The following is a 12,976-nucleotide window of genomic DNA, read 5'->3' on the forward strand; positions in this document are numbered from 1 at the left end:
ACATTACGTGGAAGAGGAGGCTTTAAGCTACATTGAATAAGATCATTACTGCATCAGAAGCTGTTTCGTATATAAAAGATGGAGACACCGTCGCTGTAGGAGGTTTTGGGCTGGTAGGATGCCCTCTTAATTTGGTGGAATCATTGGCTGAACATCCAGTTTCCGATTTAACGATCATTAGCAATAACCTAGGGGAACCCGGAGGAAAAGGTCTAGGTAAGATTCTACTCCAAAATAAAATAAAAAAAGGGATAGGTTCATATTTTACGAGTAATATGGATGCCGTCCGTTACGTCAAGCAAGGCATCTTGGAAGTGGAGCTGGTTCCGCAGGGGACATTAGGCGAAAGGTTACGAGCAGCAGGTGCCGGTATAGGTGGATTTTATACTCGAACGTCGGCAGGGACACTTATAGGAGAAAATAAAGAGTCACGCGTGATTAATGGAAAAGAATATGTTTTAGAGTTACCGTTATTTGCTGATGTAGCTTTAGTGAAGGCTAAAAAAGCAGATAGGTTGGGTAATTTAATCTATTCAAAAACAGCTCGGAACTTTAATCCTGATATGGCTAGTGCAGCAAAAATAACTATAGTTGAAGTGGAGGAGGTTGTTGAAGTGGGCAAGATATCATCCGAGGAGATCATTACGCCTCATTTGTTCGTGGATTTTATAGTGGAAAGGAGAAATTGACCGAGGATGTCGTCACTTACTATTAAAGAAATGATAGCCAAAAGGGTTGCTATGGAAATAAAAGAGGGAACAATCGTCAATTTAGGGATCGGCATTCCGACCTTGGTTGCTAACTATATACCCGAAAATAAATCCGTATACCTTCATACCGAAAATGGGCTCCTTGGAGTAGGTCCTTCGCCAGAGAAAGGGAAGGAAGACCCTGAAATCATAAATGCCGGGAAATTACCGGTCACCGCACAAAAAGGTGCTGCTTATTTTTCATCCTCCGAATCATTTGCAATGATTCGTGGCGGACATATTGATACAGTCGTTTTAGGAGCCCTTCAAGTCAGTGAAACAGGAGATTTAGCAAACTGGGCTGTACCGGGAAAGGATATTTTAGGAGTTGGTGGAGCAATGGATTTAGTTGTGGGTGCAAAGGAAGTCATCATTGCAACTCAACATTGCACGAAAGAGGGTGATCCGAAAATTGTCAATCATTGTGATATTCCACTAACAGCCCAAGGTGTTGTATCGACATTAATATCTGAATATGCAGTTTTTCGATTTAAAGATAATGAAATGATTTTAGAAGAGTTAGACAAGGGGTGTACGATAGAGAAATTAAAAGAAATCACACCTGCAAATTTTATAATTTCACCAAGTTTGAAAGCGTATTCAGTCGAAGGAATTAACAATCCGGAGGTATTATAATGGATCATGAATTTGTAATTGTTAGCGCAAATCGTACAGCCATTGGTAGAGTTGGAGGACGACTAAAAGAGGTACCGGCTGGAAATCTAGCTGCAACAACCATTAAAGATGCGATTGAGCGTGCTGGGCTAGCACCTGAGCAGATCAATGAAGTGATTTTTGGTGAGGTACGGCAGTCCACTGAATCATCTAATCTAGCACGTGTTGCTGCATTAAGAGCTGGTATACCCCATGAGGCCTCTGCTTTCACAGTAAACCGGCTATGTGCTTCAGGCATTCAGGCTGTTGTATCGGGGGTTCAGCACTTAGCATTTAATCCGGATGATATTGTTGTTGCCGGCGGAGCGGAAAATATGAGTAGAGCCCCCATTTATTTAAGAAATTCACGATATGGAGAAGGAAATCCTTACCTTGTTGATTCTAATCTTGAAAATGGCCAGCAGCCAATCGAAGTTTTTGGAAAAGACTTAGGTATGGGGGTTACAGCTGAAAACGTTGCGAAAAAATATAATATTGCCCGTGAGGATCAGGATGCATTTGCTTTGGAAAGCCAGAATCGGGCAAAATTAGCAATTGATTCTGAAGCTTTTAAATCGCAAATTGTTCCGATTGAAATAAAAACTAGAAAAAACACATCGATTTTCCAAATAGACGAGCACCCAAGAGAAACAACCTTAGAAAAATTATCCCAATTGAAACCAGTTTTTAAAAAGGATGGAACTGTCACAGCGGGTAATGCCTGTGGCCGTAATGATGGAGCGAGTTCCTTAGTTTTAATGACTCGAGAAAAGGCTTGCAACATAGGTGTCAAACCGATTGCCAAAATCGTTAACTGGTCTACAACCGGTGTCGATCCACGATATATGGGAATCGGTCCGGTTCCCGCAATCGAAAATCTTTTGAAAAAGACTGGTCTGAAGGTTGAGGATATTGGACTGTTTGAATTGAATGAGGCTTTCGCTTCGCAATCACTTGCCGTGATACGTGAAGCGAAGCTGGATCCGGATAAGGTCAATGTCAATGGTGGGGCTATCGCATTAGGTCATCCATTAGGGGCAACTGGAGCGATAATCATAACGAAATTAATTCATGAAATGCAAAAACGGCAAGAAAGATACGGGATAGCGACTCTATGTATTGGCGGAGGTCAGGGCATGGCTATTTTATTAGAATTAGCCTAGACGATTCTAAATGAATGAACTACATTAAATAAATTATTTTTGGACATTTATGATCTAAGGAGGCATTACATGGAGACAGAACTTAATAAGCCACAGCTCAAAATTCCACCAGCTACGATGGGGGAAAAATTAAGACAGGTTGGACCAGGTATAGTTGTCGCTGCCACAGGTGTAGGAACTGCCGATTTGATAACATCTATCGTTATTGGAACGTCTTTTGGAATGACCTTTGTATGGGCCATTATTGTCGGTGCAATTTTGAAATACTTTTTAAATGAAGGTGTAGGACGCTGGTATTTGGCAACTGGACAAACCATGATTGATGGCTGGCATTCATTAGGGAAATGGGCAACAGGTTATTTTGGTATCTACTCAGTCATTTGGGGATTTATCTATGGAGCAGCTGCAGCATCGACTTCAGCATTGGCCATGCACGCCATGTTTCCAATCATGCCGCTTTGGGCTTGGGCTATCGTCCATTCGATTGTAGGCTTCGGTCTCGTTTGGACAGGCCGTTATCTGCTGTTTGAACGTGTGATGACAGTTTTAATAGGTGTTATGTTTGTAACGATTATCGGTACAGCGGTTCTTTTCCTGCCTAGCTTTGGAGATTTCGCAATTGGATTCGTTCCTAGAGTTCCAGAAGGTTCCTTCATTTTAATGCTAGGCTTGATTGGTGGAGTTGGTGGAACAATCACTATGGCTTCCTATGGTTATTGGTTAAGTGAAAAAAACTGGAGTGGAAAAGGTTGGATTTCCATGATGAGAACAGATACCAAGGTTGCCTATACATTAACAGCTATTTTTACATTGGCTGCATTGATAATCGGTGCTCAATTTCTTGCGGGCACAGGTGTCAGCATCCGTGATGATCAAGGGCTTATCCAACTTGCCGAAATGCTTGGGGCTGAGTTTGGCACACCTATGCGTTGGTTATTCTTAATTGCATTTTGGTCTGCAGCTTTCTCTTCCTTACTTGGAGTTTGGAATGGGGTTCCGTATCTTTTTGCTGACTTTGTCAAAACGATACGCAAGAAAAAAGCTCCAGGAAAACAGGCTGTATCAGAAACGGAACCTGCTTATCGTGCCTATCTAACCTGGCTGACATTCCCTCCGATGATTTTGTTTTATTTCGGAAAACCCGTCGAGTTAATCATCATATATGGAGCTTTAGGAGCATTATTTATGCCATTCCTGGCGATCTCCCTGATTTTATTATTAAATTCCACAAAGGTAGATAAAGAGTTTAGGAACAAAGCGGTTCCTAATTTGGTTTTAACGGCTTGTCTCATCATGTTCGTCTATTTAGGGGTTAACGAACTTATTGAAATTTTTACGAAATAATAGGTTTAAGGCTATGAGGAATCTTTTTCCTGATAGCCTTTATTTTTCCCTTTAACTGGTCAGTCTCACTTTCATACGAGGGTTTTTTTACCCCCAAATCTCATTTTCGCTACACCGTTGGCTCAATAAAAAAAGCATATGTGCTTTACGCCTTCACGGAAAAGCTGATGGTCATCGATAATTATTATACTAAAGAAGGATTCCTAGCAAACATATTCAATCCAAAAGTAGCTGTGTTTTTCACCCTGGTTTATATCCAGCAGACAAGCACATAGCTTTTACTTTAGAGTTTGGAATGATATTTCTTTTATATACCATTAATTAAAAAATTATATACCTTCATTTAAAATGAAAAATTGAGAAAATCGATGGAGGTGATCTGTGTTCATTCCTTCAATGAAATATGGATCTATGATTTAATGCATGTAATGGTAGTTGAAAATGGAGTTGCATTTTTTAGGCAGAAGGAATAGACTTGAATAAAATTTAATGTTACGGGAGTCTGTGGAATCAGGCTGAGAGTATGACTAACTGTCGTAGACCGTTTGAACCTGTTGGGTAATGCCAGCGTAGGGATTGTGAATAGGGGACCACTATGCACTTTGCTTACGCAAAGTGCTTTTTTATTTTCTATGAGAGGATGGATTCTAGATGAATCAGCAGCAAATCATAACCCAAAATATTGTTCGCTTTATGCAGAATGAAGTTACATCAGACAAGGCATTCAATGAACAGGCCTTGCAATTATTTTCTTATCAATATTATCATAACCTTCCCTATCGAACCTTTTGTTTTCAAAAAGGAAAGACACCAAGGGTAGTCAAGACATGGAGGGATATTCCGGCCGTTCCGATTAATGCTTTTAAAGAGGTCACGCTAAGCTCCATAGATCCCTCTGGAACAGAAGCGGTTTTCATGACGAGCGGAACTACAAAAGGAATTAAGGGCAAACATTATCATCCCACACTGGAAGTGTTTGATGAGTCCATGATTTTAAATTTTAGAAAAAGGTTTATGAAGGAGACGGAGAAAATCCGCATGGGGGTTCTTTTTCCAACTGAAATGGAAATGCCTAACTCTTCATTAGCCCGCTACTTGGGTCTTGGAATGCGTGAATTCGGTACGAAGGATAGTCACTATCTATTAAATGAAAGTGGAATTGATATGGACCGTTTGCTGAAGGACCTTGAGTATGCGGGAAAAACAGGGGAGCCTTATGCCCTTGTAGGCGCGAGTTTTAGTTTCGTACATATGATCGAAGAATTAGAACGAATGGGAAAGATATTCCGTTTACCAAAGGGAAGTAAAATCCTTGATACGGGAGGATATAAAAATCAATCAAAGGAATTGGGTTTGGATGAATTCTATGATTTGCTTTCCACTTACTTAGGTGTAGACCGGTCTGATTGTATCAATATGTATGGGATGACCGAGCTAAGCACGCAATTTTATGATGATGGTAACGAGACTGTTCCTCCTGTAAAATCGGGACCGCATTGGATAAGGACTAGAGTGATTAATCCTTTAAGTGGGGAAGAGGTTCAAAAGGGTGAGCGAGGAGTACTTGTTCATTGTGATTTAGCTAATTTTAATTCGGTCACTACCATCCTAACAGAAGATTTAGGGGTCGAGGTGGATGATGGTTTTCTTTTATTAGGGAGAGTGCAGGGAACAGAGGCAAAGGGTTGTTCCATAGCGGTGGATGAGTTTTTAAAAGCTGCAAAGGGATTTTCGGAATGAGAGAGTTTGCAGGATATTTACCGGATATAGGGGATGAAGATTTCACAAAAAGGATTTTAGTATTTAAGAGAAAGAATGAAGAAGTGGAAGTGGAGATTCCCCTTCTTACGATAGCACAGATGAATAAGGTCGTAGAAAAGGTTAAAAGGGCGAGTGCTGAGACATTAAAAGCATTTACAACAGTGGAAATCATGGACATGATTGACAAAGCGATTGAGAGATTGCTGGATCGTCGTTCACCGTACCGTCAAAAGGCTGAACAGCTTCTGCCGATCATTACAGGGTACGATGAGGAAATGGTTCGTCTTGGTCTTACATACTATTTGAAGAAATTCCGCAAACATGAACTCCAACGCTTTGTTGTTGAAGATTTTGGAAATCCCCTGTTGCTTGATGACTTTCAACCTCGTATCAAAGGCGGGTTCTCTAAGGCAGTCGGTCCAAATCTAATCACCCACATTTGGTCGGGGAATGTCCCTGGTCTTCCTTTGTGGAGTTTTATCTCCGCCTTGCTTACCAAGTCAGGAAACATTGGGAAGGTCTCAAGTGCGGAGCCTTTGTTTGCGGGCTTGTTTGCCCATTTGTTAGTGGAAATTGAACCTAAATTAGCGGATTGCTTTGCCATTGTTTGGTGGAAAGGAGGCGACGAAGAGCGGGAAACATGCATACTGGAACAAAGTGATGTTGTAGTAGGCTACGGCGGCAACACTTCGCTTGAGTCTCTTCAAAGACGAACGCCAATAACCACCCGATTTTTGGCTTATGGGCATAAAATCAGTTTTGGGTTGATCTCTCGTTTTAGCCTGGATTCACAAAAAGCTTTTGAAACGGCACGTCAAGCGGCACTTGATGTCATCCGTTATGACCAGCAAGGCTGCTACTCTCCTCATATTTTTTATGTCCAACATGGCGGCAATGTTTCACCAAAAGAATTTGCGAGAAATCTTGCACATGAACTCGAAAACATGGAAAAAAGGTATCCTCGGCGGAGTCTTTCAATGGAAGAGTCTGCAATGCTAGCATCGTGGCGTCAAAGGGAAGAGATGAGCGTTTTTTATGATTCCCAAAAAGAAGTATTGGGAAATATTGATTGGACCGTGGTATACGAAGGGAAGGGCATTTCTTTCACTCCAAGTAGTTTAAATCGAGTGATAAAGGTGATAGCCTTTGAAAAAATAGAGGACCTGATTCCTTCCATTGAGCCTCACCGTGCTTTCCTCCAAACCGCTGGTATAGCTGCAAGTCCAAGAGAACTTTTTCACTGGGCCGAGTTATTAGGGGGGATTGGTGTAACGCGGTTGACGGCTTTGGGCAGTATGACGTCCCCAGAAGCGGGATGGCATCACGATGGCCGCTTTAATTTACTAGATTTGATCAACATGGTAGATATAGAGTCCTCTGCTGAAGTGTACAGTGAAAGGTTCGCCCCTTATGTTGATTAGGAGGTAATGGAATGGTTTTTTTGACAGTGAATGATGTGACATACAGCTATCAGGGCAGAGGGGCAGTTATCAATCGTGTAACATGGAAAGTCGAAGAAGGGGAGTTTCATTGTTTGCTTGGGAAGAGCGGGTGTGGGAAAACAACGTTATTAAAGCTCGCTGCAGGCTTACTGCAGGTGGATACCGGTACTATTTCCCTGAATGGGAACATCGTAATCAAGCCGTCCACTGAAGCCGGATTTGTCTTTCAATCCCCAACCCTATTAGAGTGGAAAACTGTAATGGACAACGTTCTGTTGCCCGTTTCCCTTAGAGGGAAAGTGACGGTAAAAGATAAAGAGTATGCGATGAAGTTATTGGAGACTGTTGGGTTAGCAGACTATCTTCAGAGGTACCCAGCACAATTATCCGGAGGTCAGCAGAGTCGTGTAGCCATTGCAAGGGCACTGGTTGAACAGCCGTCCATGATGTTCTTAGACGAGCCATTTGCCGCACTTGACGCGATTACAAGAGAAGAATTACAGGACGACCTTTTAAAGATATGCAAGCAGCAAAATACGACAGTCCTTTTTATAACACATGATATTTCAGAAGCTGTTTATCTGTCAGACAGGATAGCGGTAATGGACCAAGGAAGCATTGTCTATGAAACGGATGTCAATCTTGCAAAGCCGCGAACGGTGGAAATGAGATACAGTTCGTATTTTAATGAACTTTGCTTGCAAATCCGTCAGGTTATGGGGGGAGCACGGTAATGAAACGATTTCCTATATACTCTGTAATCCTTTTACTGTTTTTGCTATTTTTATGGGAAATAGCAGCAAGGTCCATGTCGGAGCTTGTCCTGCCGACTCCAATTGTGGTTTTCCAAACTCTTTTTGAAGGCATAATGGGCGGATACTTTACCCCCCATATTATCCGAACAACATCAGAGGTGTTGCTGGGTCTGTGTTTGGGAGGGGTATTTGGATTTGTGGCAGGCATTATTTTGGGAGAGGTACCTTTTTTACGGAAGCTCTTATTTCCTTACATTATTGCCAGTCAAGCGGTTCCGAAGCTTGCTTTAGCTCCTCTTTTTATCCTTTGGTTTGGATTTGGAATGACCTCTAAAGTGGTGATTACGGCACTGATCTGTTTTTTTCCTTTATTGGAGAATACGGTGATGGCTATAAAGTATACGGATAAGCAGAAACAGGAACTTTTCAAAATGCTGGGAGCATCACGCTGGCAAACCTTGATCCATTTAAAGATACCTGCTGGGATGCCTAGTATTATAGCAGGACTACGCGTAGCGGTTGTTTTGGCAATAGTGGGAGCGGTTGTTGGAGAATTTATCGGCGGAAGTGACGGATTAGGAGCTGTGATCATCGCTTCACAGGGAATGATGGATACACCATTAATGTTCGCGACCTTGATTTTGTTAACGGCCATGGGAATGGTTCTATATCAGGCAGTGCAACTATTGGAAAAGAAATGGGTCATACGATTTATAAAGGAGACGGAGAAAAAATGAAATCAAAAGTTATGTTAATGGGTTTATTATTATTGATGGCAATAATTACAAGCGCTTGTGGAGCGAAGGAAGAGACAACCAAGGAATCGGGATCAGAGAAAATACAGCCGGTCAGAGTAGCGAATTGGAGTAAGCCGATAACTGAGCAAACGAATTTATTGGTGGATGAGAAGAAACAATTTTTCAAGGATAAAGGATTGGGCGTTTCGGTTATACCAGGAGAAGGTGGCGGGGATGCCATTAAAAATATTGTTTCTGGACAAGCTGACATTGCGTTTACAGATCCCGGCTCTCTTTTCTTTGCATTAGACAAAGGGGAAAAGCTGAAAGTGATTTATAATATCTATCCACAAAATGTGTTTAACATTGTATCGTTTAAAGACAAAAACATAAATAAGCCACAGGATCTTAAAGGGAAAACAATTGGTGTATATAGTTTAACAAGCGGCACGCGTCAAAATTTATTGGTTCTTCTGCATCAGGCTGGACTCTCGGAAAACGATGTAAAAATCGTGGAGACAGGATTGTTGAATTTTGCTCCTTTGATGCAAGGAAAGGTGGATGCTACAGCTGCAACAGATACTGGATTAGTAGTCGCTAAACAAAAAGGATTGGGTGAAGTAAATGTCATGGAAGTAAAAGATCATATGAATGTGCCCAGCGATGTATTTGTTGTCACAGAAAAGACGTATGATGAAAAGAAAGACGTTCTGAAAAAATTTTTGAAGGCTTATAGTAGCAGTGCACAGTGGATGATCAAAAATCCAGAGGAAGCCGCTGCACTAGCAACTGAATATGCGATTGACGGAAAAGATGAACAACAAAACTTGAAAATTATTAAATTGAGAAATGCTTCCAGTGTTTCCTCTGAACCCGATAGTAAGGGACTAGGTGAACTTGATACATCGGTCTTACAAAAAGGGGCAGATACGTACCAACAATTAGGACTAATTGAAAATAGCATCGATATGAAAGAGTCAGTACGTGACGATTTGCTTCCTAACAAAACGGAGGAGAAAAAATGAAGAAATTTCAGGGGAAAGTAGTACTGGTGACGGGAGCCAGCCGCGGAATAGGAGCTAGTATTGCCCGTGCCTTTGCGAAAGAAGGGGCACTGGTGATCATCAACTACCTGCAAAATCACGAGGCCGCAGAACAGGTTGCAGTGAATTGTACTAAACTGGGCGGTGAAGGGTGGGCTATACAGGGAGATGTCACTTCTGAATCGTCCGTCAAACAGATGATCGAACAAGTATTGGAAGCGGGGAAAATTGATGTTCTCGTGAATAATGCCTTCAAGTCTTACATTTTTGATGCTGACAATCGAAAAATGTCATGGGAGCTGAAATGGGAGGATTATCAGGCGCAAATTGATGGGGCATTGCGCTCAACACATTATATGTGCCAGGCAGTCTTGCCCATTATGAAAAAACAGAGCAATGGAAGTATCATCAATATGATTAGCAATCTAGTTCAAAGGCCGATTGTACCTTACCATGAATACACGACAGCAAAAAGTGGACTTATGGGGTACAGCCGTAATTTAGCTGCAGAGCTCGGAGCTTTTGGGATCAGGGTCAATTGCGTGGCTCCGGGGCTTGTCTATCCAACTGATACAAGCAAGGATACAAAAGAAGAGTTGAAGGACCTCATCATATCCCAAACTCCCCTCCGCAGAATTGCAGCACCAGAAGATGTAGCAGGACCCGTATTGTTCCTGGCATCAGATTGGAGTCAGTTTATGACAGGGCAAACTTTATTTGTAGATGGCGGGCTTGTGATGTAACGACACGACAATGAATATTTGGTTAGTGAATTTTCATTTCATTTACTTCATTTATTTGACCGAATCTTTAAAATATCATGCTTTCGTTGAGCAAGATGTGAGCTTTCCTGATTTAGAGAATTGCATTACAGATGGTGAGACCGTGTCTCAGGCTGTAGTAATGGCTGAGGATGTAAATGGTAAAATGCTGAGCTTTTATGAGAATGAAAGAGATATATAATAGCTCCAAGTAATGAAGATGTATTTAATGTCCCGAGGTATGCAGTTTAATCCTAATAACTGTAGAAACTGATGAGTATAGGGAGGCTGTTTAAGTCTCTCTTATTGTTTGGATTTTGGGAGCTGAAATGCTCCTTTTTTTATTAGTCTCTGCCTCCTGATTTTACGATAGGCACAGCAAAATCTTATTTGTTTTTCAATTTAAACGGTACCCCCTTAGTATTTTTATAATGATGGTGATAAAAATAGAAAATAACTTCCGTTGGGAATGAATGTTAAATGAATAGAGGATAAAGATTATTATCTAAAGTAAATGACACTGAAATATCAATTCGTGAATGAAAAAAATAGAGTGATAGGATATAATATATTATTGTATTGGAGGTTCATTCTGGAATTTCCTTTTTTTTATGGGTTTCATTTGTTTATCTCCTCAATGTAAGGGGAAATAAATTATAGTTGTATATGTTTTTATAATAATATTTAGCGTGAAGTAGAGGAGGTTGTTTTAATGGAATTCTTAGAAAAATTTATTAGTGAGACTAATGATGTGTTATGGTCTTCCATATTGATCATCATGTTGGTTGGATTGGGTCTCTATTTTAGCATCCGCACGAAGTTTGTCCAATTCAGAATGGTAGGGGAAATGTTCAGGCTTTTGGGTGAAGGGGCAACTGCGGATAAAAAAGGTGTAACATCCTTTCAGGCATTTTGCATAAGCACGGCATCGCGGGTAGGAACTGGTAACCTTGCAGGTGTTGCCATCGCGATTACGATGGGCGGTCCTGGAGCCGTTTTCTGGATGTGGTTAATAGCACTGATCGGGGCTGCTTCCGCATTCATTGAAAGTACACTTGCTCAAATTTATAAGGTCAAGGATGGGGATACATTCCGCGGCGGTCCTGCTTATTATATGGAAAAAGCATTGAATGCCCGCTGGATGGGCGTCACTTTTGCAGTGTTGATTTCACTTACATTTGGACTAGCTTTCAACTCCGTACAAGCCAATACGATTACAAGCGCATTCAACGAATCGTTTGGGATTGAAAAGTGGGTTACGGCAATCATCCTGGCTATGGTCACGGCCGTCATCATTTTTGGCGGGATCAAAATGATTGCGAAGGTATCAGAAGTCATCGTTCCAATCATGGCAGGAGCCTATGTGATAGTGGCATTGATTATCATCATCTTGAATATTACCGAGTTGCCTAGTGTCTTTGCTTTGATCTTTGAAAGTGCATTTGATGGAATTAGAGAAGTGGCTGGCGGAGTACTGGGAGCAGCCATGATGCAGGGAATCAAGCGCGGCTTGTTTTCAAATGAAGCCGGTATGGGGAGTGCACCTAATGCTGGTGCGACTGCTGATGTCAGTCATCCTGTCAAGCAAGGGCTCATTCAGTCTCTGGGTGTTTTTGTCGATACGCTCATCATTTGCAGCTCGACTGCCTTCATCATTTTGTTTTCAGGTCTTTATACATCGAAGGAAACGGATGGAATCGTCCTTACCCAAAATGCCCTTGGAACGGCATTGGGATCTTGGGCGGGTATTTTTCTTGCCATCATCGTACTGTTATTCGCTTTTAGTTCCATTGTAGGCAACTATTATTATGGAGAGTCGAACATTGGCTTCATCAATGAAAAGAAGGTTTGGTTAAACGTCTATCGTGTTGCTGTCGTAGGGATGGTGATATTCGGTTCGCTTGCCTCACTTGAATTTGTTTGGGGACTTGCTGACTTGCTGATGGCCCTTATGGCCATTATCAACCTGATCGCGATAGCATTACTAGGGAAAATTGCATTTGCTGCACTGGCCGATTATCAAAAGCAAAAGAAAAGTGGGAAAAATCCTGTCTTTCATGTGAACAATATTAAAGGTTTAAAGAATGTGGAATGTTGGGGTGACCCATCCGATAATGTGGATGGGAATAAGGTGGGCTAAGCTCTCATTAAGCTTACAAGTAAAATTCTGAAAGAGGATTTTACTTGTAAGCTTTTTTCCATTTCCCTTATTTTTTATCATTATTGAATATTGCTTCTTTTTTTTACACAAAATACCTTTGTCTTTAATATGCTGTCAATCGATGATTGGACAATTTAAAAACTAGGAGTGAAAAAAATGGGTAGCAAGCAATCCAAAAATGAATCTTCAGAAATCGCGGGAAGAATATATGATGTTAGTGATTATAAACGGGAAGATACCTTCTCTTCTGGACTGGCTAGAACCCACGAACAGGTTTCGGACACTTATGCGGAAGGCGATATAAAAGCAGTCGTTGATGATGTAAGTGGAAGAGATATTGAGCTTGCGAAAGAAAGATCTAAGGAAGAAAAGTAATAATGGGATTTTTGTTTTTTTAGGAACAAGA

12 protein-coding genes are annotated in these 12,976 nt (G+C 41.3%); all 12 read left to right on the plus strand.

The window, feature by feature from the left end; translation table 11 throughout:
• The first annotated feature begins 32 nt into the window (after nucleotides 1–32).
• The 12 genes from IOC57_RS07555 to IOC57_RS07610 all read left to right on the plus strand — a co-directional run bounded on the left by IOC57_RS07555 (nucleotide 33) and on the right by IOC57_RS07610 (nucleotide 12,945).
• Nucleotides 33–689: a CoA transferase subunit A gene (locus IOC57_RS07555; RefSeq protein ID WP_207438139.1), complete on the plus strand. Its 657-nt coding sequence runs from the start codon at nucleotides 33–35 to the stop codon at nucleotides 687–689.
• A gap of 6 nt (nucleotides 690–695) precedes the next feature.
• Nucleotides 696–1,385, plus strand: a complete 690-nt coding sequence (locus IOC57_RS07560; RefSeq protein WP_207438140.1) for a 3-oxoacid CoA-transferase subunit B — start codon at nucleotides 696–698, stop codon at nucleotides 1,383–1,385.
• Nucleotides 1,385–2,566, plus strand: coding sequence for a thiolase family protein (locus IOC57_RS07565; RefSeq protein WP_207438141.1), 1,182 nt, complete (start codon nucleotides 1,385–1,387; stop codon nucleotides 2,564–2,566). Before IOC57_RS07560 ends, IOC57_RS07565 begins: the two co-directional genes overlap by 1 nt.
• Before the next feature lie 69 nt (nucleotides 2,567–2,635).
• Entirely contained in the window at nucleotides 2,636–3,910 is a 1,275-nt protein-coding gene (locus tag IOC57_RS07570) for an Nramp family divalent metal transporter (protein WP_286184620.1), read from the plus strand.
• Between the two features lie 651 nt (nucleotides 3,911–4,561).
• Nucleotides 4,562–5,650 (plus strand): LuxE/PaaK family acyltransferase, encoded by a 1,089-nt coding sequence (locus IOC57_RS07575; protein ID WP_207438142.1) that lies wholly within the window; start codon nucleotides 4,562–4,564, stop codon nucleotides 5,648–5,650.
• Nucleotides 5,647–7,092, plus strand: coding sequence for an acyl-CoA reductase (locus tag IOC57_RS07580; protein WP_207438143.1), 1,446 nt, complete (start codon nucleotides 5,647–5,649; stop codon nucleotides 7,090–7,092). Before IOC57_RS07575 ends, IOC57_RS07580 begins: the two co-directional genes overlap by 4 nt.
• An 11-nt stretch (nucleotides 7,093–7,103) precedes the next feature.
• Nucleotides 7,104–7,847: an ABC transporter ATP-binding protein gene (locus tag IOC57_RS07585; protein ID WP_207438144.1), complete on the plus strand. Its 744-nt coding sequence runs from the start codon at nucleotides 7,104–7,106 to the stop codon at nucleotides 7,845–7,847.
• A complete protein-coding gene (locus IOC57_RS07590) occupies nucleotides 7,847–8,605 on the plus strand; it encodes an ABC transporter permease (RefSeq protein WP_207438145.1) in 759 nt (252 codons plus the stop codon). Before IOC57_RS07585 ends, IOC57_RS07590 begins: the two co-directional genes overlap by 1 nt.
• Nucleotides 8,602–9,630 (plus strand): ABC transporter substrate-binding protein, encoded by a 1,029-nt coding sequence (locus tag IOC57_RS07595; protein WP_207438146.1) that lies wholly within the window; start codon nucleotides 8,602–8,604, stop codon nucleotides 9,628–9,630. The genes IOC57_RS07590 and IOC57_RS07595 overlap by 4 nt, the downstream gene beginning before the upstream one ends.
• Nucleotides 9,627–10,391 carry an SDR family oxidoreductase gene (locus IOC57_RS07600; RefSeq protein WP_207438147.1) on the plus strand — a complete coding sequence of 255 codons (765 nt, stop codon included), beginning with the start codon at nucleotides 9,627–9,629 and terminating at the stop codon, nucleotides 10,389–10,391. Before IOC57_RS07595 ends, IOC57_RS07600 begins: the two co-directional genes overlap by 4 nt.
• Before the next feature lie 730 nt (nucleotides 10,392–11,121).
• The gene (locus tag IOC57_RS07605; RefSeq protein ID WP_207438148.1) at nucleotides 11,122–12,549 is read left to right on the plus strand and encodes an alanine/glycine:cation symporter family protein; all 1,428 of its coding nucleotides are present in this window, start codon (nucleotides 11,122–11,124) and stop codon (nucleotides 12,547–12,549) included.
• Between the two features lie 177 nt (nucleotides 12,550–12,726).
• Complete coding sequence (locus IOC57_RS07610; protein ID WP_207438149.1) at nucleotides 12,727–12,945, plus strand: YozQ family protein; 219 nt, start codon at nucleotides 12,727–12,729, stop codon at nucleotides 12,943–12,945.
• Nucleotides 12,946–12,976: the final 31 nt, after the last annotated feature.

This window comes from Bacillus sp. SD075, from assembly GCF_017355165.1.
Classification (GTDB): domain Bacteria; phylum Bacillota; class Bacilli; order Bacillales; family DSM-1321; genus Peribacillus.

Excerpts from the sequence above, each read along its gene's own strand:
- IOC57_RS07560 (WP_207438140.1), top strand. The coding sequence starts at position 696 with ATGTCGTCACTTACTATTAAAGAAATGATAGCCAAAAGGGTTGCTATG.
- IOC57_RS07565 (WP_207438141.1), top strand. The coding sequence starts at position 1,385 with ATGGATCATGAATTTGTAATTGTTAGCGCAAATCGTACAGCCATTGGT.
- IOC57_RS07570 (WP_286184620.1), top strand. The coding sequence starts at position 2,636 with ATGGAGACAGAACTTAATAAGCCACAGCTCAAAATTCCACCAGCTACG.
- IOC57_RS07575 (WP_207438142.1), top strand. The coding sequence starts at position 4,562 with ATGAATCAGCAGCAAATCATAACCCAAAATATTGTTCGCTTTATGCAG.
- IOC57_RS07580 (WP_207438143.1), top strand. The coding sequence starts at position 5,647 with ATGAGAGAGTTTGCAGGATATTTACCGGATATAGGGGATGAAGATTTC.
- IOC57_RS07585 (WP_207438144.1), top strand. The coding sequence starts at position 7,104 with ATGGTTTTTTTGACAGTGAATGATGTGACATACAGCTATCAGGGCAGA.
- IOC57_RS07590 (WP_207438145.1), top strand. The coding sequence starts at position 7,847 with ATGAAACGATTTCCTATATACTCTGTAATCCTTTTACTGTTTTTGCTA.
- IOC57_RS07595 (WP_207438146.1), top strand. The coding sequence starts at position 8,602 with ATGAAATCAAAAGTTATGTTAATGGGTTTATTATTATTGATGGCAATA.
- IOC57_RS07600 (WP_207438147.1), top strand. The coding sequence starts at position 9,627 with ATGAAGAAATTTCAGGGGAAAGTAGTACTGGTGACGGGAGCCAGCCGC.
- IOC57_RS07605 (WP_207438148.1), top strand. The coding sequence starts at position 11,122 with ATGGAATTCTTAGAAAAATTTATTAGTGAGACTAATGATGTGTTATGG.
- IOC57_RS07610 (WP_207438149.1), top strand. The coding sequence starts at position 12,727 with ATGGGTAGCAAGCAATCCAAAAATGAATCTTCAGAAATCGCGGGAAGA.